20 protein-coding genes and 1 tRNA gene are annotated in these 23544 nt (G+C 52.1%); 13 read left to right on the plus strand and 8 right to left on the minus strand.

Annotation, left to right across the window (positions count from 1 at the left end; translation table 11 throughout):
• Window positions 1–72: 72 nt before the first annotated feature.
• Window positions 73–1038 (minus strand): pyridoxal-phosphate dependent enzyme, encoded by a 966-nt coding sequence (locus tag MK323_04250; GenBank protein MCH2481371.1) that lies wholly within the window; start codon window positions 1036–1038, stop codon window positions 73–75.
• A gap of 136 nt (window positions 1039–1174) precedes the next feature.
• Here MK323_04250 and MK323_04255 point away from each other — a divergent pair.
• From MK323_04255 to lipA, 9 genes are all read left to right on the plus strand, one after another.
• Window positions 1175–1261: transfer RNA gene (locus tag MK323_04255), tRNA-Leu, on the plus strand.
• A 148-nt stretch (window positions 1262–1409) separates the two neighbouring features.
• Entirely contained in the window at window positions 1410–1778 is a 369-nt protein-coding gene (locus tag MK323_04260; GenBank protein MCH2481372.1) for a VOC family protein, read from the plus strand.
• A gap of 41 nt (window positions 1779–1819) precedes the next feature.
• Entirely contained in the window at window positions 1820–2752 is a 933-nt protein-coding gene (locus MK323_04265; protein MCH2481373.1) for a dihydrodipicolinate synthase family protein, read from the plus strand.
• A 60-nt stretch (window positions 2753–2812) separates the two neighbouring features.
• Window positions 2813–3382, plus strand: coding sequence for a septation protein A (locus MK323_04270; protein ID MCH2481374.1), 570 nt, complete (start codon window positions 2813–2815; stop codon window positions 3380–3382).
• Between the two features lie 69 nt (window positions 3383–3451).
• Window positions 3452–3718, plus strand: coding sequence for a BolA family transcriptional regulator (locus tag MK323_04275; GenBank protein MCH2481375.1), 267 nt, complete (start codon window positions 3452–3454; stop codon window positions 3716–3718).
• A gap of 58 nt (window positions 3719–3776) precedes the next feature.
• Window positions 3777–4901, plus strand: coding sequence for a glycine cleavage system aminomethyltransferase GcvT (gene gcvT / locus MK323_04280; protein MCH2481376.1), 1125 nt, complete (start codon window positions 3777–3779; stop codon window positions 4899–4901).
• Between the two features lie 23 nt (window positions 4902–4924).
• Window positions 4925–5302 (plus strand): glycine cleavage system protein GcvH, encoded by a 378-nt coding sequence (gene gcvH, locus MK323_04285; protein ID MCH2481377.1) that lies wholly within the window; start codon window positions 4925–4927, stop codon window positions 5300–5302.
• A gap of 32 nt (window positions 5303–5334) precedes the next feature.
• Window positions 5335–8244 carry an aminomethyl-transferring glycine dehydrogenase gene (gene gcvP / locus MK323_04290; GenBank protein MCH2481378.1) on the plus strand — a complete coding sequence of 970 codons (2910 nt, stop codon included), beginning with the start codon at window positions 5335–5337 and terminating at the stop codon, window positions 8242–8244.
• A 38-nt stretch (window positions 8245–8282) separates the two neighbouring features.
• Window positions 8283–9248 (plus strand): lipoyl synthase, encoded by a 966-nt coding sequence (lipA, locus tag MK323_04295; GenBank protein ID MCH2481379.1) that lies wholly within the window; start codon window positions 8283–8285, stop codon window positions 9246–9248.
• Here lipA and MK323_04300 read toward each other — a convergent pair.
• The 4 genes from MK323_04300 to MK323_04315 all read right to left on the minus strand — a co-directional run bounded on the left by MK323_04300 (window position 9216) and on the right by MK323_04315 (window position 14344).
• Window positions 9216–10421 (minus strand): PLP-dependent aspartate aminotransferase family protein, encoded by a 1206-nt coding sequence (locus tag MK323_04300; protein ID MCH2481380.1) that lies wholly within the window; start codon window positions 10419–10421, stop codon window positions 9216–9218. The genes lipA and MK323_04300 overlap by 33 nt on opposite strands.
• 24 nt (window positions 10422–10445) lie before the next feature.
• On the minus strand, window positions 10446–11045 hold the full coding sequence (locus MK323_04305; protein MCH2481381.1) for an HNH endonuclease: 600 nt from the start codon (window positions 11043–11045) through the stop codon (window positions 10446–10448).
• Window positions 11046–11249: 204 nt separating this feature from the next.
• Window positions 11250–12473 (minus strand): MFS transporter, encoded by a 1224-nt coding sequence (locus MK323_04310; GenBank protein MCH2481382.1) that lies wholly within the window; start codon window positions 12471–12473, stop codon window positions 11250–11252.
• A gap of 230 nt (window positions 12474–12703) precedes the next feature.
• Window positions 12704–14344, minus strand: a complete 1641-nt coding sequence (locus MK323_04315; GenBank protein MCH2481383.1) for an ABC transporter ATP-binding protein — start codon at window positions 14342–14344, stop codon at window positions 12704–12706.
• A gap of 191 nt (window positions 14345–14535) precedes the next feature.
• On the opposite strand from MK323_04315, the gene MK323_04320 reads away from it, so the two are divergent.
• The 4 genes from MK323_04320 to MK323_04335 all read left to right on the plus strand — a co-directional run bounded on the left by MK323_04320 (window position 14536) and on the right by MK323_04335 (window position 19011).
• Window positions 14536–15411: an alpha/beta hydrolase gene (locus MK323_04320; GenBank protein MCH2481384.1), complete on the plus strand. Its 876-nt coding sequence runs from the start codon at window positions 14536–14538 to the stop codon at window positions 15409–15411.
• A 10-nt stretch (window positions 15412–15421) separates the two neighbouring features.
• Window positions 15422–16702: a kynureninase gene (gene kynU / locus MK323_04325; protein MCH2481385.1), complete on the plus strand. Its 1281-nt coding sequence runs from the start codon at window positions 15422–15424 to the stop codon at window positions 16700–16702.
• An 81-nt stretch (window positions 16703–16783) separates the two neighbouring features.
• Window positions 16784–17887 (plus strand): indoleamine 2,3-dioxygenase, encoded by a 1104-nt coding sequence (locus tag MK323_04330; GenBank protein ID MCH2481386.1) that lies wholly within the window; start codon window positions 16784–16786, stop codon window positions 17885–17887.
• A gap of 32 nt (window positions 17888–17919) precedes the next feature.
• A complete protein-coding gene (locus tag MK323_04335; protein MCH2481387.1) occupies window positions 17920–19011 on the plus strand; it encodes an aminotransferase class I/II-fold pyridoxal phosphate-dependent enzyme in 1092 nt (363 codons plus the stop codon).
• Between the two features lie 27 nt (window positions 19012–19038).
• Here the strand turns inward: MK323_04335 and MK323_04340 are convergent, their stop codons facing one another.
• From MK323_04340 to MK323_04350, 3 genes are all read right to left on the minus strand, one after another.
• Window positions 19039–19746: an SDR family oxidoreductase gene (locus MK323_04340; GenBank protein MCH2481388.1), complete on the minus strand. Its 708-nt coding sequence runs from the start codon at window positions 19744–19746 to the stop codon at window positions 19039–19041.
• Between the two features lie 86 nt (window positions 19747–19832).
• Entirely contained in the window at window positions 19833–20960 is a 1128-nt protein-coding gene (locus MK323_04345) for a mandelate racemase/muconate lactonizing enzyme family protein (GenBank protein ID MCH2481389.1), read from the minus strand.
• Between the two features lie 91 nt (window positions 20961–21051).
• Window positions 21052–23463, minus strand: coding sequence for a transketolase (locus MK323_04350; GenBank protein ID MCH2481390.1), 2412 nt, complete (start codon window positions 23461–23463; stop codon window positions 21052–21054).
• Between the last annotated feature and the right edge of the window lie 81 nt (window positions 23464–23544).

The raw sequence follows: 23544 nt of genomic DNA on the forward strand, positions 1-23544 counted from the left end.
CAAACTTCTGCAAAAGGCCGTATTGACACTATCTGCTCAACCTGTTCTGGTTCCATTTTCTGAATCGCCTCGTTAAAGGCTCAGCAGAGTCTGTACTATTTCTGCAGTCACATTACCCCCGGTTACAGCGGCGACTGTAGTGCGATCCTGATCAACTTTGCCGGAAAGAAAAGCGGCAGGCGCAACAGCGCCAGCAGGTTCTACCAAAAGCTTTCCCCGATAAAGTAACGACCTAAATGATGCAGCTATATCTTTTTCCGAAACCAGAACCACATCATCTAAATATTCCTGAAGATGATGGAATGGATACGCACCTGGAAACCGGGCGGACAACCCATCCGCAATGGTATCCCAGTGACTAAGCGTTACAGGTTCGCCAGCTTTCCTCGACAAAAAGTACGCATTTGCACCTTCAGGCTGAACACCAATAATCCTGACGCGTGGTGAGCTCAGTTTCACCGCTGTCGCAATTCCGGCAGCTACACCGCCGCTCGAGACCGGCACGAGTATTTGTTCTACTCCCGGGGCATCCTCAATTACTTCGAGGCCTATGCTGCCGTGACCCGCGACTACTGGCGGGTACTCCCATGTATCTATTGAGGTCATATCTCGATCGCTAGCGATAGCCTCGACTGTTGGCTGCCGATTCAGTGCGTCCCGGCCACAGAAAACAACTTCAGCACCGAGTTCTTGAGTGGCTGATACTTTATAAGTGCTGGTCTGGTCGAGCATCACCACGACCACGGACACGCCCAGCTGGGCACCCGCAAATGCGAAGGCTTGCGCGAAATTGCCCGAAGAAGCGAGTACGATACCCCGCTTCCGTTCCAATTCGCTGAGAGACCTAATCACATTGAAAGCAGCACGAACTTTATATGCACCGGTCACCTGAAGACATTCGGCTTTGAGGAACAGTTTTTCATGGCCAATATCACGTGGCTCAGGTGCCAGCGGTAATACTGGCGTTCTTCGAACAACAGAAGGCAACGCATCCCGTGCCGCCTCAATATCATGCAAAGTTGTCAAAGTTACTTTCATCTCAGAGAGAATACCCTTCTACCGTAGCTCTGCCAATGTTCCGACCACACTTAACGATTCTATATTGTTAAGCAACCGGATTGAATTTTATGACGTCAGTACGAAGAAAGCGCTAGAATTTGCGAAAGGGGAATAGGCCGGAGTGGTGAAATTGGTATACACGAGGGATTCAAAATCCCTTGCACGAAAGTGCGTGCCGGTTCGAGTCCGGCCTCCGGTACCAATTCAGCGATCGATTTATGGCCATGCCCAATTGAGCAAATAGTTAGTTACCTTGTTTGCCAGGATTTGGTTATAACTGTGATTGTCGTTGCTAAGTTTCAGATTACTGAAACCACATCTACCTAAAACACGAACCGTGGATGACACTTATGAAGGGATACATAACAGTTGGCACCAATGATCTGACACGCTCGGCAGCATTCTATGAAGCTTTGTTTGAGGAACTCGGTTTTTCCCGACAACGTGAATACCCCGGAAAGGCTGTCTACTTTGGCACCGAGGATGATGTTCAGTTGGTAGTAATTACGCCGGCTGACGGCCGACCCGCCACGGCGGGTAATGGCACGATGGTTGCATTGAATGTCGACAGTCAGGAACAAGTCCAGCGACTGCATGCTCGTGCTATTGATCTAGGCGCAAGCGATGAAGGCGCGCCAGGGCCGAGAGGCAGCGACACATTTTATGGTGCTTATTTCCGCGACCCGGACGGCAACAAGATTGCCTTCTATCTGCGTTGAAATGTCCCCTGGGACAAAACCAGACTAGGCAAAACGACACTATGAACCCCATCCAAGCTGAATCTAACCCGAGAAACAGGTTTGCGGGCGTGTTCCCGGCCAACCCGACACCTGTCACGGATAACGGCGACATTCATGAGAAGGGCCTGAGGGCTGTTTTAGAAGACAACATGGCCTACGGTGTTCACGGTTTCTGGGTCGCTGGAACATCGGGTGAAGGCCCTTTATTGTCCGATGCGCAAAGGGACACTGTGGCCAGAATTGCCGGAGAGACTACCCGGGGCCGCGCCTTATCGATAATGCACGTCGGCGCGATCACTACCCATAGCGCTAAAAAAGGGGCACAAAGTGCTGCGCGGGGCGGTTGTGCAGCCATAGCTTGTCTTCCGCCCTTTCTGATACGCGCAAGTAATTCCTCCATCATCGATCACTATAAGGCCGTGGCAGACAGTGCTGAGGGGCTACCACTTTTCGCCTACAATCTCCCACAATTGACTCGGGTGGAATTCGATCGAAACCTGATGGAATCTCTGCGCAGTGAAGTACCCAGTCTGATCGGCCTCAAACATTCGGCCCACGATCTATCGATGATTCGACACTGGCTCGATATGGGACTGGCGTGCTTTTCCGGGTTCGGCCATTTGCCACTGCCTGCATTGGCCATGGGTGCTGTCGGCACTGTTGACGCGCCTTTATCAATCTCACCCTGGTTGTACGTCGAACTGTACGACGCGTGGAAAGCAGGGGACCTGGACACGGCCAGAGCTAAACAGCAGGAGATCCAAGCGGTTGCAAACCTGACAGCGCGCTACGACGCTGTCTCAGATGTCGGCAAAACAATTCTTGGGCAGCGCCTGGGTATCGACTGTGGTCGAGCCATCCTCCCCAATAACCGCCTGACCAGTGATCAATGCCGTGATGTGCTCGAAACTGCAAAATCTATGGGGATTCTTCGTACTGATGTCGCCGCTTAATGGTGGTGCAACGTTCCACCTCAGACGAGTACTAGGACACTACAGATTCAACACTCAGTCATGAAATTCCTATTCGATATTTTTCCCTTAGTGCTTTTTTTTGGCGCCTATAAGGTGTACGGCATTTACGTCGCAACAGCGACCGCTATCGTCGCCAGTATCGCTCAAGTTTCAGTATTTTGGTGGCGAAATCGGCGGTTTGAAACCATGCATCTGATCACCCTAGGTGTGATTGTTCTGTTTGGCGGCCTTACTCTTTTCTTTAGAGACGATACCTTCATCAAGTGGAAACCAAGTATCATCAACTGGCTATTTTCAGTGCTTATCCTGGGCAGTCTGTTGACTGGCCGACGGACAGCACTGGAGGCTCTGCTGGGTGCAAGCTTGACCCTGCCCGACAGAATATGGCGCAATGTCAATCTCAGCTGGGGTCTTTTCTTCTTGATCGTTGGACTGCTGAATGTATACATCGCCTTTTATTATCGCCCGGAACTCAGCGAACAGGTTCGGACTGATTTCTGGGTCAACTTTAAGGTCTTTGGTCTGATGGGGCTGACCCTGGTATTTGCCATGGGCCAGATGCTGTGTATTGCAAAATACCTAAAACCAGAACACGACGAGAATCTGTAATTACACATGGCACACTCGACCGATGATCCTCAGCCAACGGCCGATACCGGCCTGACGGAAAACGCCCTCATGAAAAGTGCTGAGATGGTCCGTGAGCGACTGTACCAGGATCTGGCGGCAGATTTTGTTGAGGTAGAGGATCAGAGTCATCTCCACGCAGGTCACTCTGGCGCTGCAGCTGGAGGTCGCCACTTTGAGGTGGTCGTGGTTTCAAAAGCGTTCGAAGGACTGGCAACTCTGGCACGACACCGACTCGTTTATCAGGCAATGGGAGATGCCATGGCACAGGACATTCATGCCCTGAGTATAAAAGCCTATGCGCCCGGCGAAGTCTAGAAAGATATATTGGATTGCCCCTAATCATCCTTTTTCAAGATGATGACTGACATCTCGGGTGGATAAAGCAAGTACAGTGGCGAATACAACGCCCCTTTATGCGTTACATTGTGAACTCGATGCCAAGATCGTTGAGTTCGCGAACTACCAGATGCCCCTCAATTACCCATCCGGCATCATCAAAGAACACCGTCACGTTCGCGAATCTGCAGGTCTGTTCGATGTCTCTCACATGGGTCAGATCAAAGTCACCGGCGATAGTGCTGCCGAATTACTTGAATCGCTACTGCCCACCGATCTCAGCCACCTCGATGTCGGGCGTCAGCGCTACAGCTTCTTAACGCTGGACACAGGTGGAATTCTTGATGACCTGATGATTTCAAGATTTGAAGACCACTATCTTCTGGTCGTCAACGCATCAAACAAACACCAGGACTTCAACCATATCGCCGGTAGGCTTCCAGCAGACTGTACAGCTGAGCTCTTGGATAATCGTTCTCTCCTGGCACTACAGGGCCCTCTCGCCAGAGAGGTCATGTCACGGTTGTGCCCAGATCTTACGACCATGCGATTTATGGATACTATGGACGCTGAGATCGAAGGCATTAAATGTCAGGCATTCTGTAGCGGCTATACAGGCGAAGATGGTTTCGAGCTTGCGACAAATAAGGACGATGCATTGAAGCTTGCCCAGTTACTGCTCGATCAAACCGAAGTGCAACCCGCGGGACTCGGTGCTCGGGATTGCTTGCGCCTGGAAGCGGGCTTATGTCTGCATGGCAATGACATTCACCCAAACATCACACCAGTAGCGGCGGGTCTGTCCTGGGCAATCCCCGCAAGCCGCCGGAAAGGTGGCTCCAAATCTGGTGGCTTCCCGGGTTCGGAGCCCATATTGCTGGAACTCGAAAATGGCCCCTCACTCACCCGGGTGGGGATTCAGCCTGAGGGGCGGGCACCCGTGCGCGCGCACTCTGAAATCGTAAACCCAACAGGTGAACCAGTCGGCGAGGTTTCCAGCGGGAGTTATGGGCCGACCGTCGGCAGACCGATCGCGATGGGTTATGTCAGATCCACTTGCAGCGCGGTTGGCACCGATCTTCGGGCCATCGTGCGAGGTAAGCCTCTTAGCGTTAAGATTTGCCCCTTACCTTTTATAAAACATAACTACAGACGACACTAAATTACTACAGGAGCTGATCCAGTATGAGCGATCTACGATATACGAACGACCACGAATGGGCGCGCCTGGTAGGTGACCTTGTGACCGTCGGAATTACAGACTATGCACAGGATCAACTGGGGGAGCTGGTTTACGTTGAGCTTCCAGCCGTTGGCACGGCCGTTAATCAGGGCGATGAGGCCGCCGTTATCGAATCTGTGAAGGCCGCCGGAGACGTCAAGTCACCGGTCACGGGAACGATCCTTGAAGTCAATGATTCACTCAACGATGCACCCGAATCAGTTAATGACGACCCTACAGGTGAAGGCTGGTTTTACAAAATAAAAATAGCAGACACTTCAGAGTTAGATAGCTTGTTGTCCGAGTCAGCCTATAACACCATGATTTCTGAACTAACCTGATCCGCCGCGCTTGAATTATCTAAGGGGGAACAATGCAAAAGCTGCGTAAAAGTCTTGACGATCTCGAGATTCCTCGAGATTTCATTCGTCGCCACATAGGTCCTAGTCAGTCGGATATTGACCAGATGCTGGCGGTTACGGGACATGAATCACTGGAACAACTGATCGACCTCGCAGTGCCTGCCTCTATCGTGAGTGAACGACCTTTGAATCTGCCGCCCACTCGAAGCGAGCGTGCTACCAGCACCTACCTCCGACACATGCGACACAGGAACCGCGTATTCGTATCGATGATCGGGTGCGGCTACCACGGCACGATTATGCCACCAGTCATCAAGCGCAATGTGCTTGAGAACCCAGACTGGTATACCGCCTATACCCCCTACCAAGCTGAAGTCAGTCAGGGCCGCTTGGAAGTGCTGCTAGGTTTTCAGCAGATGGTCATGGACCTGACGGGTATGGAGATCGCCAACGCTTCTTTACTGGATGAAGCTACTGCAGCTGCAGAGGCAATGACCATGGCGCGGAGGATCTCAAAGAGCCGCTCCAATGTCTTTTTCGTCGATACTGACTGTCATCCTCAGACCCTTGCTGTAATACGAACAAGAGCTCACTTTCTCGGTTACGAAGTCGTCGTCGGCAACCCATACACAGAGCTCGAGATCAGAGAATTTTTCGGCGTTCTCATTCAGTACCCGGCATCTACCGGGTGTCTGAACAACCCTACTGAAGCCATCTCCCAAGCCCACAAAAAAGGCGCATTGGCTGTTGTCGCAAGTGATCTGCTTGCGCTGACTCTAATTAAATCTCCAGGTGAAATGGGCGCAGACATTGTTGTCGGAAATTCACAACGGTTTGGCGTTCCCATGGGATACGGCGGCCCACATGCCGCGTTTTTTTCCACTCGTGAAGAATACAAACGATCCACACCGGGACGCATCATTGGGGTCTCAATTGATGCTCAAGGACATCCGGCGCTGCGTATGGCACTACAGACACGAGAACAACACATCAGGCGTGAAAAAGCGACCAGTAATATCTGCACGGCTCAGGTGCTGCTTGCCAATATTGCCACCTTATATGCGATGTACCACGGCCCAGAAGGGCTCAAGGATATCGCTAGGAGGGTCCATCGTATGACGCGGATCCTAGCGGCCGGCTTGACCGAACTGGGTTACCCGCTTGTAGATGACGCGTACTTTGACACCGTCAAAGTACGCGTTCCAGGCCTTGCTGGCCGAATAGCTGCCAAGGCCCGCGAATCACAAATCAATCTGCGCTACATCGATGCAGATCATCTCGGCATCACATTAGACGAAACAACCAAACGGAAAAATATTTTGAGCCTTTGGCGAGTATTCCATACTGGCGCTGACCGAATGTTGAGTATTGAACGCTTTGATGACGTGGTCACTGAGGCCGTACCCCAGGAGCTCTTGCGTAGAAGTAGTTTCATGGAGCATGAGATATTTCATCGTTATCACTCTGAAACCGAGATGATGCGCTATATGCGCCGAACTGCGAGCAAGGACATCAGTCTTGGTAGGTCTATGATTCCGTTGGGGTCATGCACCATGAAACTAAACGCCACATCCCAAATGCTGCCACTGTCCTATCGTGATTTTTCAAATCTGCATCCGTTTGCACCACTCGACCAAACTCAGGGCTATCAGCAGTTGTTTGAGGAACTCGAGGAGATGCTGTGCGAGATCACCGGCTTCCACGCCATTTCTCTGCAACCCAACGCAGGGTCACAGGGCGAATACGCCGGGCTCCTTTGTATACGGGCCTACCTCCAGAGCCAAGGAGAGGGGCATCGAAATATATGCCTGATTCCCTCGTCTGCTCACGGAACCAATCCTGCCAGCGCAATCTTGGCTGGCATGAAGGTTGTTATCATACGTTGTGACAATAATGGGAATGTAGATCTTAAAGACCTCTCCGATAAAACCGCTTTTCATAGAGATAGCCTGGCAGCCTTGATGATCACCTATCCGTCCACTCATGGCGTTTTTGAAGAATCAATCCAGGAGATCTGCCAGATTGTCCACCGCTCGGGTGGTCAGGTCTATATGGATGGTGCTAATTTGAATGCCCTAGTCGGTATCTGCAGACCCGGTGAGATTGGGGCAGATGTTGCGCACATAAACCTGCACAAGACTTTTGCTATACCGCATGGCGGTGGCGGACCGGGAATGGGTCCAATTGGCGTGCTCAGTCACCTGGCCCCATTTCTACCAGATCACCCCCTCGTTGAGGGAGTTAATCCTGCAGCAGGCGGCAAAACAACGATCGGTACGGTATCAGCGGCTCCCTGGGGGTCAGCTTCCATTCTCCCGATCTCCTGGGCATACATTGCTATGCTGGGTGCTTCGGGCGTCCGTAGATCCACCGAACTGGCTATATTGAATGCCAACTACATAGCCAAGCGCTTGAACGAGCATTACCCCGTTGTGTACACAGGTCCCGGGGGATTAGTCGCTCATGAGTGCATCGTAGACTTGTCTGGAATAAAGGCCCAATCTGGAATCACTGTTGAAGACGTGGCCAAGCGATTGGTTGACTATGGATTTCACGCGCCCACCATGTCCTGGCCGGTTGCGGACTCCTTTATGATTGAGCCCACCGAAAGCGAATCTTTGGCCGAACTCGATAGATTCTGTGAGGCTCTGATCTCGATTCGACAGGAGATATCAGACATCGAAGCCGGTAAAGCTGATCCCGAAAACAATCTTCTAAAAAACGCCCCGCATGCTCAGCATTTGTTGACAGAGGAAGATTGGAATCGACCCTATTCCTGGAAGCAAGCGTTCTTTCCATCACCGCATACCCGCCAGGATAAGTACTGGCCTCCTGTGGGCCGGGTGGATAATGTCTATGGTGACAAAAATCTTGTCTGTAGTTGCCCCCCAATCGAACACTACGACCAGGAAGCTGCATGAACATAAGCCAAGGCCGAAAACAACTCGGCGCGGAAAAGATGTCTCGATTACGTGTAAAATTTGCAGCCAGCAAACGAGCCGAACTGCTGCCTAAACCGCCGTGGATCAGAGCGCAGTTCCCCGGCACTCCTGAAGTTGTACGCCTTAAAACAATACTGCGAGAAAACAACCTCTACACAGTCTGCGAAGAAGCCAGCTGTCCGAATCTTGGGGAATGTTTTAGCAACGGCACTGCCACGTTTATGATCATGGGGGACATCTGCACCCGGCGTTGCCCTTTTTGTGATGTCGCTCATGGGCGGCCCGGTTCTCTTGACGCAGATGAACCTTCCAACCTTGCACGAACTGTTAAGACGATGGGACTTGACCATGTGGTCATCACATCGGTTGATCGGGATGACCTGCGCGATGGCGGTGCCAGCCATTTCAGAAAATGCATCGACGCTATTCGGACGGTGAGTCCCGAAACAACAGTCGAAATACTGACACCAGATTTCCGGGGTCGCGCAATTAAAGCCATCGAGCAGCTTGCTGCTTCACCGCCCGACATTTTTAATCACAACCTGGAAACGGTACCCCGACTGTACAAACGGGTAAGACCCGGTGCCGACTATGACCACTCATTGGGACTATTGAAAGATTTTGGGAAATGCTGCCCTGATTTACCGACCAAGTCGGGACTTATGCTCGGTGTTGGAGAGTCGATGCCTGAGGTAGAGGCTGTGATGCAAGATATGAGAGATCACGGTGTGCAACTACTGACACTAGGTCAGTATCTACAGCCCAGCCTTGATCATCTACCGGTAGAACGTTATGTCACTCCGGAAGAGTTTCTAGATTTGGCCGCACTTGGAAGCCGGATGGGCTTTGGTCACGTTGCCTCGGGACCGATGGTACGCTCTTCCTACCATGCTGACCGACAAGCACGACGGTTTATCAGCCCGGAGTCGACAAACACCCAATTTGTCGATTCAACCCAGAATCTGAGCGAGGTCGTCACATAAATCTTCAGGATCTTCCAGCCCCACGGAAATTCTGAATACACCGTCACCGGCAAACGCCCGGTAAGCGTCCAGTGCTCTTCCTTCAAGCGCATAACTTGATTGCATCAGATCGTCGGTGCCTAGCCAGTAGATCAGACTGCGATGATGGCCTAATGACACTGCATAGTGAAATATCTTCAGGTCAGACATCATGCGCTCTGCCAGGCCAGGACCGTCATCAATCTGTACTGACACCATTCCAGAGTAATTATCCATCTGGCGAACGGCCAGATCGAATTGAGGGTGACTGGAAAGTCCGGGATACAACACCTTTTTAACCTTTGGATGCCCTTCCAGAAATTTCGCCACATGGGTGGCGTTTGTCTGATGCGCTTGCATTCTCATAGGCAGAGTCGCCAGCCCTCTGTTGATCAGCCAAGCATTAAATGGACTGATTACGCCGCCCATATAGATCTGACCATCCGTTTCGACACTCTTTAACGCATCTCGTCGACCAAGGACCGCACCGCCCATGGCATCACCATGTCCGCAACAATATTTCGTCAGCGAATGAACAACGTAGTCTGCACCCAACTTCAGCGGACGAGTCGCGACTGGTGAAGCAAAAGTCGAGTCAACCGCGAACTCTGCGCCAACTGAATGGGCGAGTTCTGCAACTGCTCGAATATCGGTTAGACGCAGTGTCGGATTCGCGGGTGTTTCTGCCCAGACCAGCTTGACACCTGGCGTAATTGACCGAGCCGCTACTTCTTGATCAGAAAGATCGGCCAAAACGACTTCCACGCCCAGTCGGGTCAACATCTTTCTGGCTAACTCTGCCGTTCCCGGATAGTTGCTGTCACTCATCACCAGTCGGTCGCCCTGGCTGAGCGTACTCAACAGTAACGCCGAAGTCGCTGCCATACCCGACGCAAAACATCGGCAGGCCTCGGCCTCTTCCAGCGCCGCCAGTTTGTCCTGAAGGACCGTGACCGTAGGGTTGTCCCAGCGACTATAGACATAAGGCGCGTCTTCAGGCTTGTCCTGAGCCGAGAAACTGACGGGTTCATCAATAACAAACGTGCTTGACATCACGATATTCGGCGCAGACGCACCGGTCGTTGGATCTGGTGATTCACCAGAGTGCACGGCGCGCGTCATGAAGCCCCTGGTCAGGCTGTTATCTTTACCCATGGCCATGCACGTTCAAGGCAATACTCAACTGATCTCTCCAATACGTTCGTGAAGGGGGCTGTTTCGGGGGAAATGGGACAAAAGAAATTCCATCTGGTCCGCCAGGATCTGCCTACCGGAAAGATAGACGTATTCGGCGTGGGTTGGGATAAATGGCACTGCCAGTAGCTCGTGTCCGAATTCTTCAGGCGTCTGATCGCCTTTTCTATGATTGCAACGTCTGCAGGCCGTCACTACATTCTGCCAGACGTCCGCACCGCCCCGGCTGAGTGGCCGTACGTGATCTCTTGATAACTCAGTAGGGGAAAACTGCACCCCGCAATAAAGACATAGATGAGCATCGCGCCTGAACAATGCCTTGTTGACTAACGGCGGTGCGTACAAAGGATGACGCCGTAGATGGGCTCTCGATTGCCCCAGCGTACAGATGATTGAGTGAACTTCGAGCGTACTCCGGCGCCCGGTTTTCGCATTTATCCCGCCGCGTACAACGTACAAAGAAGAACCCATCGGGTAAAGTATCTGTTCTAGGCAATGGAGCTTCACCGTCTCTTCAAATCCAATCCATTCGATCGGCATTCCTGAAACATCTGTGCGCAGTATCCGCAGACTCGTTTCAATCATCCCTTAACTCCCCAGGTTACGCGTATTACTGTGCGTTAAGTAACCCCCAGAATCAACTACCCAGATTTCGGTATTTGGCTAACCAGATACTTCAACTAAAAGACGGTTCCGACATACTGTTTTAGACTTTGAATCCTACCAATACCTGGTTTACAGCCGGCACAGAGATCGATATGTCTGGTATTGTGCAGCGCATTTCGCTAATCATCCAACCGTCCTGACCGCGCGCCGGAGAGGTTTTTCATTGATCGGTGCATGAAGAACCGCAGCAACGATTGCCAGGATGATAGCAGCCCGCCATACCGTATCATAAGTACCCGTCAGATCATGAAGATAGCCCCCGAGCCACACCCCAATGAACCCCCCCAATTGATGACTCAGAAATACAACCGAAAACAGCGTCGCCATATACCGTACTCCAAATATTCGGGTAACGACACCAGTGGTCAGCGGCACTGTGGACAGCCAAAGCAAGCCCATCGCACAGGCAAATAAATAAAGCGTAAATTCTGTTTTAGGCAATAACAGCAAGGCCGTTATAACCAATGCTCGTGCGGCATAAATGAAACTCAATCCATTTGAATTACTGTGCCGTTGACCATACAGACCTACAGCAATCGAACCTATAATATTGAACACACCGATCAGCGCCAGACACCAGGCTGCAACATTGCCTGACAAACCCAGATCGGCAACATACGCCGGTAAGTGAATCATGATAAACGACACGTGAAATCCGCAGACAAAGAAGCCGACGGTCAATAGTACATAGCCGCGGTGGCGAAAAGCTTCCCCCAGCGCCGCTTTAAGCGTCAGATCAATCGTGTCGGGCTCATCGAGTGTTGGGCGATTGGGCAACAACAGGGCCAGCGGAATAATACACAGGGTACACGCGCCCATAATCAACAACCCATTGCTCCAGCCGAACTGACCAATCATGCCCTGGGCAAACGGTGAAAACACTATCTGCCCCACTGAACCTGCCGCAGTGCCCAAACCCATCACCAGAGACCGTCTTTCCGGACCCACTGCCCGGACCATTGCCGCAATCGCTAGAGTAAAAGACGTGCATGCGATTCCAGCACCTGATAGAACGCCACCGGTCAGATACAGCATGCCGCCGGTATCTGATATGGCCATTCCCCAGAACCCAAGTGCATAAATTACAGCCCCGCCTGCTATCACCCACACGGAGCCATAACGATCGACAGCAGCGCCGGCAATGGGCAGGCAGATTCCCCATGCGATGTTCTGCAGAGCCATCGCCAACGCATAGGTCTCGCGATTCCAGCCCAGCTCAACCGTCATTGGATCAAGGAACAGACCCATCCCGGAACGGGCACCAAAGCCAACTGCCGATATCAAACACCCGGCAACCAGTACGATCGCTGGTGTTTTCCAGGTCTGACGATTTTCGGTCGCTATCACGAATCCATAAACCCTGTCAGGTTGGACAGGCCGCATAGTACACCGTCAAATACCACCAGAATGAAAAGGCCGGTAATTGGCTTGACCACAGTAGACAAAGAACGCTTGAGAGCCGTCCAAATAGATGTAGGCTATTTGATTTTTAGCTTGGTGAAGCTCGGTAGCCGAATCCGCTTAAACGTCACCACTATAAGATAACCTATCAACAATGCATTGAACGATTCTAATCGTCAGTTCACCTTATCAGGTGTCGGCGCTAGACCCTGCGCTCGACGGTCCATCAACTGATCCAGCCAGTCTGGATCCATTTCAGGCACCGAAGAGAGCAGCAGTTCCGTATAGGGCTCGTGCGGCGGCGCCAGAATCTGGTCTTTGCCACCTTGCTCGACTATACGCCCCTTATACATAACCACGATATCATCAGCGATGGCCTTCACCGTTGCCAGGTCATGAGTGATAAACAGATAAGACAACTGAAGACGATTCTGCAGGCTCTGCAGAAGCTCCAGTATTCCCTCAGCAACAAGCTGATCGAGCGCAGAGGTAACCTCATCACAGATGATGAGGTCTGGTTCAGCGGCCAGGGCGCGAGCAATGCAGATCCTTTGTTTTTCTCCGCCTGACAACTGGTTTGGGAACCGGTCTACAAAACTTTCCGGCAGTTCAATCTGCTCCAGCAGCTCAACGGTGCGATCCATTTTCTTTTGACCGGTCATTGCAAGATAAAACTCCAACGGCCGGCCAATTATTTCCCTGACCCGCTGACGCGGATTGAGTGCGATATCGGGCATCTGGTAGATCATCTGGATCGAACGCAGTGCATCTTTACTTCGGTCGCCAAGAGCAGCCGATAGTGATTCACCCTTAAAAGTGACTGAACCAGACTGTGGCGGAAGCAGTCCTGTAATGACACGCGCGAGTGTACTTTTGCCACTTCCCGATTCGCCAACCACAGCGACAGTCTTGCCCTGCTCGACCCCGATACTGATATCTTCAAGTACATACTCGGTCGCACTGGGATAGCGCGCAACAACGTTGTCTACTGCAAGTATTTGGCTTTCAACCTGTTGTAGCGTTTTATCCTCCCTTAGGCTGCGGACAGACAACAGGCGTTTTGTATAGTCCTCTGTGGGGTGGGCCAGGAGGCGCCGTGCGTCACCCTCTTCTACCAAATTACCATAACGAAGCACCATTATTCTGTCCGCCAGTTGTGCCACCACGGCCAGGTCGTGCGTAATGTAAATTGCAGAAACCCCCCTTGCACGAACTGCTTCCTTGATGGCGGCCAGTACCTCGATCTGGGTCGTCACATCCAACGCTGTCGTTGGTTCATCAAACACAACAATCTCGGGTTCACAACCCATTGCCATGGCTGTCATCGCACGCTGCAGTTGGCCACCTGACACCTGATGAGGGAATCGTTCTCCGATCGAATCAGGGTCTGGAAGATCCAGCTGGCGATAAAGGCTGCGCCCCTTCGCTTTGGCCTCCGTTCGATTCATCTTGCCGTGCTGCACTGGAGACTCGAGGAACTGCTCTAGCAGGCGATGTGCTGGGTTAAAAGCAGCCGCTGCGCTTTGCGCAACATAGCTGACACGATTGCCACGCAAATTTCGCAGTTGCTTTTCGGGCAGTGTTGTCAGTTCAAGTCCATCGAATTTGATCGACCCGGATACGATCCGGCACCCAGGTTTTGTATATCCGAGTGCTGCCAGACCCAAGGTTGATTTACCGGCACCGGATTCACCAATTAACCCAACAATTTCACCCTTTTCCAAGGCAAGGCTCAGCCCATTGACGATAGGCCTCCATTCGCCATCGATCTCAGCTTCGATAACAACGTTTTTCATTTCCAGCAAATTGATCGACATTCACCACTCCATCGTCACCTGCGACCGGGCAGCCCAGCATCGTTTTATAAGCGCTGGCTGAACACCTTACCCGGCCGATGGGAAAAAGCAACCCCGCGCCGACCCCGGCTTCAGGATACTTTCTATACAATTGGTCCTTTGTACAACCCTCGGTAGCCTAGAATGCGGGTCCCTCGAGCTGGCATTGAATTTTGAATTGGAAGAGCCTGTCTCCTGAGGAACTAGAGCGGGAATACTCACCGAGCAGTATGGTGGGCGACATTGAGCCATTCATATCGTGGTACACCACCGAGTCCCAACGGGTACGAGATAACTACGAGGAACGCCTGATTACAAACCTGGCCTATGGTGCTAATCCGGAAGAACAACTGGATCTTTTCCTACCAGCCACGCCAGCCAACTCCGGAAATCTACCTCTGCTGGTTTTTGTTCATGGGGGTTACTGGAAAACACTCTCCAAAGATGACCACAGTTTTCTTGCCAGCGCCTGGACAGCAGCCGGCTACGCTTTTGCGAGCATCAACTATGGACTTGCGCCAGATTCAAGTCTTTCTCAGATGATTTCACGTTGCAGACGTGCACTGAACTGGCTCGGTGAAAACAGCCGAAACTACGGCTTTAAAAAAAGAAGGATTCATGTCATGGGACATTCGGCAGGTGCCCATCTTCTGGCCTGCGCAATCAGTCCGCGTATCCAGGATCACGACCACTCAGCGCTTCTCGCTCGACCTCAACGCGCAATCCTTATCGGTGGTATCTATGACCTCGAGCCGATTTCTCAAACCTACGTCAACGAACCACTGGGATTATCGATTGAAAGCGCTAGAGCACTCAGTCCACAGTTTTATGATACCGATCCGCTTGTCTCTCTGGACATCGTCTATGCAGAACATGAGACTAAAGAGTTTATAAGACAATCCAAAGATTATGCTGACAAATGCTCAAGAATTACCGCCGATACAAAACTCAGAGAAGTCCAGGGTCGACATCATTTTGACATTATGTGCGACATTGCTCGTACCGACACTGTGATCTTTCAGCAGTTGTCAGCATATCCGGAAAAGTGAGGTCGACCAGATGACAACTCCGTCTCTTGACACATTGCGCAGCAGTCAGAGTTCCGGTCTGGCAGACGCCCGTAAACAAGACGAACTTGATCCCTGCTCCAGCATCAGGGAGCTTTTTGATTTACCACCTGACCTGGTTTATCTCGATGGTAACTCGCTTGGCGCAATGCCTAGGATGGTACCAGAGAAGATCCTTGAAGCTGTCACCGATGGCTGGCGTACTGGGCTAATCCGAAGTTGGAACGATCGGAACTGGCACGTACTGCCTTTGACTCTCGGCGATCGACTGGCTCCTCTGATGGGTGCCAATGCCGGGGAAGTACTGGTGGTCGATTCTACTTCAATCAATCTGTTTAAAACGTTGTCAGCCGCCCTAGAAATGCGCCCAGGCAGAACAGAGATCGTGTCGGAGCGCCATAATTTTCCGTCCGACCTTCATATCATTCAGGGTGCAATCAGGCACTATTTCCCCCAACACAAACTTGTTGAAGGGAAGGAAAGTGATGGATCCATAGTTGAACTGATCAACCCATCCACCGCAGTGGTGACTCTTACCCACGTCAGTTACCGTACGGGAATGATTCGCGACATGAACCGAATCACACAGGCGGCGCAACAGGCCGGCGCGCTGGTTATCTGGGATCTGGCGCACACACTCGGTACAGTACCCGTTGATTTGAATGCAGCTAATGTCGATTTCGCGGTAGGCTGTACATACAAGTACCTTAATGCCGGGCCCGGCGGACCTGCATACCTTTTCGTCGCCGATCGGCACATTGCACACGCTGAGAATCCATTGACAGGTTGGCAGGCCCATACCGATCCATTTTCTTTTGACACGCGCTTCAAGCCGGCAAGCAGTATAGATAAATTTCGTTGCGGAACACCTGCGGTTCTTTCCTATATCGCTCTAGAATCCAGTCTGGATATATTTGAACAGCTGGATATGCACGCCATTCGTGAAAAATCAAAACAGTTGACGACCCTGTTTGTCGACCTGGTGGAATCATTCTGCAGTGCATATCCCCTGCAGCTGGTAAGCCCACGTGACAGCGATCAAAGAGGTAGCCAGGTCTCGTTCAGTCACCCCGAAGGGTGGCCAATCATGCAGGCACTGATCGCCCATAGGGTCATCGGCGATTTCAGAGCGCCGGACCTGCTGCGATTCGGGTTTGCTCCGTTGTACACGAGGTACGAAGACGTTTGGCTGGCGGCATCGATGCTGTTCCATATTCTCCAGACCGAATGCTGGAAGGACCCGATCTATGCGGCTCCAAAACTTGTTACCTAAACGATTATTTACGAACAATCGAGCAAAATATCGTCAACCCGGCTTACCCTAGGACAGGGTGTAAAATATTCCGGATAACCAATGCCTGATCTCTATAACATCGATCCTGTCAATGGATTTCTGCCGGCACAAGCACCCCTTGAGCTGCTACCTGACGAATTTGAGATCTGGGAATCAACGGCTCGAGAGTTCTCTGGATTACTGAATGCCAGCATTTTCAGAGCCTGTGCTGAAGCCATGCCGGTCATTGACGATATCTCCTCTCTCCACACGCCAATGGAACTGGAACGAGCTATGCTCCTGTTGTCTGTATTTGGCCATGGCTTTGTCTGGCAGGGTTACGAGTCCTCTGGTTATGTGCCTGAAAATATTGCGATTCCCTGGACTCTGGTTGCTGACCGGCTGAACCGACCACCGGCTCTCGCCCATGCGTCGTTGGTTCTGAATAACTGGAAACGTCTGGATCCCAACGGCCCCATCAGCCTGGGCAATCTGAGCACATTAATTCAGTTTCATGGCGGCCTTGACGAGTCATGGTTCTACCTGGTCACAACCGAGATTGAGGCCATCGGCGCAAGCGTTCTCAGAGAATTCGATCTTATCCAGAGGGCTCTGCCGCCTAATGACTTCGAACAGATCGAATGCTCACTCCAAGTCGTTCGAAAACACCTGATCGCATTGAACGCCACATTGGACCGTATGTATGAACACTGCGACCCTTATATTTTCTACAACAGGGTAAGACCTTTTCTGGCTTCATTCGAATCCATCGAGTACAGGGGCTGTAAGCAGAATCCAAGGAACTACTTTGGCGGCAGTGCCGCCCAGAGCTCTTTGCTTCAAGCTATAGATGCAATGTTCGGTATCACACACAAAGAAGAACCATCGCGGACCTATCTGATCAGAATGCGCTCCTACATGCCCACCGGGCATGCTGCGTATATCAATGCACTGGAAGCTGACAGGCCGCTGGTTGGTGCCATTGAGCGACATGATGGGTGTCGGCACATCTACACAGCATGCGTTGAAGCACTGATTGATTTTCGTCAGTCCCATCTTAAGATGGTGACAAAATATGTGTCATCACAGATGTCGCAAACAGGCCCCGGCCACACTGGTACCGGCGGTACCGACCCCGTGGTGTTCTTGAAGCAGGTAGCTAAAGATACCGCACCGTTTGGCTAAGCGACCTTTAGTTTGAACATGAAATAGTTGCCATGGCCAGAAAGATCCCGCTAGAAAGATTCGATGATTTGCCGGTGATGGCGCCGCAAATTCTGCAGGAACCCGATAACCGGCCGAGCCCCGATTTTGTTCGCCTGAATCTGAACGAAAACCCGCTCCCCCCCTCTCCCAACGCCATAGCAGCGATGCGCGAAGCCATTGGCGTGTCGAACCGGTACCCGGATCATTCCTGTTCGGCGCTGGCCAAGATCATCTCAGTACGGACAGGAATAAGCCCGGAACGGATTGTGTTTGGGAATGGGAGCGGGGAAATGCTTTTTGCCGCTGCCGCTATTGCCGTCGAGAATGGTGATCAGGCCGTTCTGCCAGTGCCGACCTTTGCCCCAGTTGGCAAAAACGTACGACTCGCCGGTGGTAAAGTGATCACAGTACCGGTACTGGAAAACGGATCCAACAACGTAGATGCTATGCTGGCTGCTGTCAGCGAACAGACTGCCCTGGTCTATTTGTGTACCCCCAACAGTCCAACAGGCGGGATGATTGATGCGGACCAAGTCCGGCTTGCGGCCGAGCGAGTACCCGACCAATGCCTGTTGATGGTGGACGAGGCCTATCATGAGTTTGCCGCCTGGGAAGGCGGCCCCGATGTACTTTCCTTGTTAGCCACTCGCAGCGGTCCGTGGGTGGTCATCCGAACCTTCTCTAAGGCATACGGACTGTCCGGGGCCAGAATTGGTTATGCCATCACGGGCAGTCCAAGCCTGGCGATCGGGTTCTCGAAAATTCGCATAGGCTTTAATGTCAATCGGATCGCCCTGGCCGGTGCCTGTGCAGCAATGCTGGACCAAAACTATCTTGAGATGGTCCTCGACACCGTCAGCCGCGAGAGACAACGCCTTTCCTTGGCACTGCAAGAATTCAAACTCCGCGTATATCCTTCTGCCGCAAATTTCTTGTTGGCCCGCGCTGATAGTTCATCCGAATCGATTGTAGAGCGGCTGGCTGAAAAAGCCATACTTGTCCAGTATCTGCCCTGGCCGGACGAAAACGGATCTCTCAGAATCACAATCGGCATTTCCGCTGAGAACGACGCTCTTCTGAACGCGCTGGCGGATATTCTGTGATTGAAAGGGTCAACGGAACCCAGCTGGTCAGCTGAGCAGCCAACCGCCGTCGACATCGACTGTCGTCCCAGTCACAAAATCGTTCTGAATCGCGAAAACTATACCGTTCGCGACTTCATCCGCAGTACCTGCCCGGGGAATCATGTGATCGGCCGTTGCAGAATTCAGCTTGTTCGACCGCTCAGAGCTTTCTGGGCCGAACATCGGCGTATCAATAATACCCGGGGAAACGCTATTGATTCGCCGCGGTGCAAGTTCTGCCGCAACACCCCGGCAAAATGCCTCTACAGCACCGCCTACTGAACTCAGTGCGATCTGCCCTGGCTTGGTTTTGCGTGCAGGGGCTCCACTCACGAGCACAATCGTACCCTCGCGGGTCATGTACTCTACACCCAGACGAACAGCATTGGTGTAACCCCAAAGTTTGGCAAAGGAAGCCTGATAAGCGTCAAGGTCCATCTCGAGAAAAGGACCAGCAGCTCTCGACCCCCCTGTGGCTGCACACACTAAAATATCAAACGTTGACCACTCCTTAAACAGCGCTACAAGACCGGCTCGGTCCAGAACACTGCAAGCGCGGAGTTCGACTCCGTTGGCAACATCACCCTTAGCCTTATCGGGTTGACGACTGACCGCGACCACCTTCGTGCCGAGTCCTGAAAGTCGATTGGCCGTCGCCAGACCAATACCGGAGGTCCCACCCAGTATGATCGCCGTTTTTCCCTTCACGTCCATTTTTTTCTCCCCATTGTTACTCGCCAAAGAATTAAATCAATCCGTCCACTGTGTCTATGACTGATCCCGCAATATCACCTGCACAGTCACAGGATTGACGTGCCATATTTCTGGATTGCATCGTCCGACAACGTCAGGCCAATTCCAGGATCGGGGTTGAGCGTCAGCCAACCGTCCTCTATTTTCGGCGGATTAACGAACAGCTCAGCCTGCAGCGGATCACGCTCCGGATCAGTGAACGATTCCACAATACAGCCCGAAGGGCTCGAAGCAACCAGTGGCGCGTGGATGAAACAATCGTGATGTGGCGCGATCTGCACATGGTTCAGTTCACACAGTGCTGCCATTTTGCGCCCCTGAGTAAAACCGCCAAACATAGTACAGTCAAACTGCAGAATCTGGATAGCCTGTTCTTCAAGCAGAGCCCGGCATCCGTAACTGGTTAATTCACTCTCTCCGGCAGACAACGGGATATTCGTTCTCTGTGCCAACAGCTTTAATTCCCTGCGATCGTCCTGCCAGCGCACAGGCTCCTCAAGCCACCGTGGTTTCACCGGTAACATGGCCTCGGCTGCTGCAATAGCAGTTTCGAGATCCCAGGCCCGGTTCACGTCGACCATCAGATCTCGATCATCACCGATAACATCACGCACAACTTCCAGTCGCTCTATGTCTTCCGACACCGACAACCCGCCAACCTTTGCCTTGAACCCCCTGTGTCCCTGCTCTTTCAGTTTGTGAAGCTCATCACGCAACTCTGATTCGTCTTTTCCATCTCGATAGTAAGCACAAGTCACATAGCACGGTACTGAATTTCGATAGCCGCCAAACAGCTGGTACAGTGGTAGGCCAGCTGTTTTGCCGACGATGTCCCAGCAGGCAATATCGACGGCCGCTGTGATCTTTATCAGTGCATCCCTGCTCCAACCACTTTCATACGCTTTTCTTTGTGAAGTCAAAGCAAAGAGCCGCTCGTAAAGTCTTTCAGGTGCCAGTGGGTCCGCACCTACAATCTCGTCCGCGATCCCGGATTTGAAAGCCGAAATCACCGGCTCCACGGTGCTATAGCAGGTCGCTAAGCCGAAGCCAGAAACGCCTTCATCAGTCGCAAGTCGGACCAGTAATTCATTTGCCCGAGGCACAACGAAGTGACTTACCCAATGTGGGCGACCATCGTCAGGTGCTTGCAGAACGTATGCTTTGATCTGAGTCACTCGCATTGTCAGTGCCACTCAGGTTAAGTCGTCAGTATTAACGGCGAATCGGCGTTCCATATTCTCGAGAATCCGTGTAAACAATCTGAGCTTACGACGAATCCAGACTAGCTGAAAGGATCGATTGTGCATCGAGCCGGTAGGCCTGGTAAAGCTCAGTCAGCGTGCCCGATTCCCCATATCGATCGACCCCCAACCCGCACACACGGTGCCCCGCAACCGCACCGAGCCAAGTCAGCACCGACGGATGCCCATCTGTAATCGTCACGATACGGACACTCGATCCAATCGCGGAGAGTAGTTTTTCGATCTGTGCGCGACACGTTCTTGATCCCCGGCGCCGTACACGTTGTGCTTGTATCCAGCCCCGGTGAAGACGATCTGCTGAAGTAATGGCAAGCACCGCAGTCGAGCCGGGAGATCGGCGGTTGAGTTCGTCGCAACTCTCGATTACCTGGGGTACGACCGCACCGATGTATGCAATCACAACAGAACAGGAAGATTGCGGAGGCACCAGCCAGTATCCCCCATCTATAATCTCAGACGTCAGCGTATCGTCAATCTCTCGCTCTAACTGCTCTATACGACGTGTCGTAAGGCGTAAGTACACAGATCCACCGCGACGGTCATCAAGCAGATCAGCATCTGTGTCAGTGACTTCCGACTCAGTGAGTTCTAGTTGTAAATATGAAAATGCAAACCCCATAATCATTGAAAGCTCGTCAGTGAACGCTGGCTCGAATGATGCCAAACCTGGCTTACTCATCCCGATCAGAGGTGTCCCAATAGACTGATGAGCGCCGCCTTCTGGCGCCAACGAGATACCTGAAGGTGTGGCGACCAACAGAAAACGTGCGTCCTGGTAACAAGCATAGTTCAATGCATCCAGGCCCCTTTCGATAAACGGATCGTAGATCGTGCCCACCGGTAACAGGCGTTCTCCGAAGATCGAATGAGAAAGCCCCGCAGCAGCGAGGAGAAGAAACAGGTTGTTTTCAGCAATACCAAGCTCAATATGCTGTCCCGTTGGCGATGCCCGCCATCTATGCATGGTTTGCAGTTCCTCTACGGTAAACATGTCTGTCTGACCATTGACATGGAACAACCCGCGCCGGTTTACCCACCCACTTAGATTGGTTGACACTGTCACGTCGGGCGACACAGTAATGATCCTTTGGGCGAGTTCAGTATCCTGCCTGGCTAAACTCGCCAGTATTCGGCCAAATGCGTCCTGGGTCGATATTTCGCGCCCATCCGGTCGTGGAAAGGGATCAGGCACCGCGACCACAGGTGAAGTTTTTCGCCTTTGGTTTACCGTGTAAAAAGGCACCTTATCTAGGAACAAGCGCAATTCGGACCCCGACACACCTGTCCCCGCCGATGGCGACCACTCTTCTCCGTCATCGATACTATGGTCAGACTTCAGGTGCTTTATCTGGTCAGACGTCAGCATTCCGGCGTGATTGTCTTTGTGGCCAGCCAGTGGCAGTCCGAACCCTTTAATGGTATAGGCGAAAAAACAGATTGGTCGGTCGCTCTTTACCCCCTCAAACGCCTCCAGCATGCTTTCGATACAGTGACCACCAAGATTGGTCATCAAGGTATTCAGTACACGATCGTCATACCGTGCCAACAATTCAGACACGCCGGGGCGAGACCCAATGTCCGCCTGAAGTACTTCTCGCCAAGCTTCACCACCTTTGTACACCAAGGTGGAGTATTTGGAATTAGGGCAAGAATCTATCCACTGCCGTAAAGCATCGCCGCCGGGTAGCTGAAATGCCCTGTGCAGGAGTTTCCCGTACTTGATCGTTACCACCTCCCATCCCATACTGACAAACAGCCGATGGAAACGTGTTAACAAGCGATCTGAAATTACAGCATCCAGACTCTGGCGGTTATAGTCGACGATCCACCACAGATCACGCACGCTGTGCTTCCAGCCTTCGAGCAGCGCTTCATAGATGTTGCCTTCATCGAGTTCAGCATCACCCAACACACAAACCATTCTGCTTCTCGAGCTGCGCCATGAATGCGCCTCCAAGTAGTCCTGAATGAGAGCGGCGAAACTTGTCATCGCCACACCCAAACCCACCGAGCCTGTCGAAAAATCAACGTCATCGCTGTCCTTTGTGCGTGAAGGGTAGGACTGCGCGCCCCCAAGCGCCCTAAACCGGGCAAGGTGATCTTTATCTTGCTTTCCAAACAGATACTGAATGGCGTGGAAAACAGGACTGCCGTGAGGCTTAACCGCAACCCGATCTTCTGGCTTCAAAACTGCAAAGTAAAGGGCAGTCATTATGGTCACCATGGAAGCACAGGACGCCTGGTGACCACCCACCTTTAGTTCCCCATCACCTTCTCTAATATGGTTGGCGTGGTGAATCATCCAGGTGGACAACCACAACACCTTTTTTTCAAGGACCTTGAGGAAATGCAGTCGGTCTGGCGAGTTGCCAGTTGACGGTGGCTCATCGTCCGGATCGAACGGGATCGTTTGCATGTGGGTGAATTACGTAGCTTGTGAGTCTGTACAATATATTGCGTCTAAAGAGATTTTTTCTACTTTTTTTCCTGCTATATT

The organism is Gammaproteobacteria bacterium (assembly GCA_022450155.1).
In the GTDB taxonomy this organism is placed as follows: Bacteria; Pseudomonadota; Gammaproteobacteria; order Arenicellales; family UBA868; genus REDSEA-S09-B13.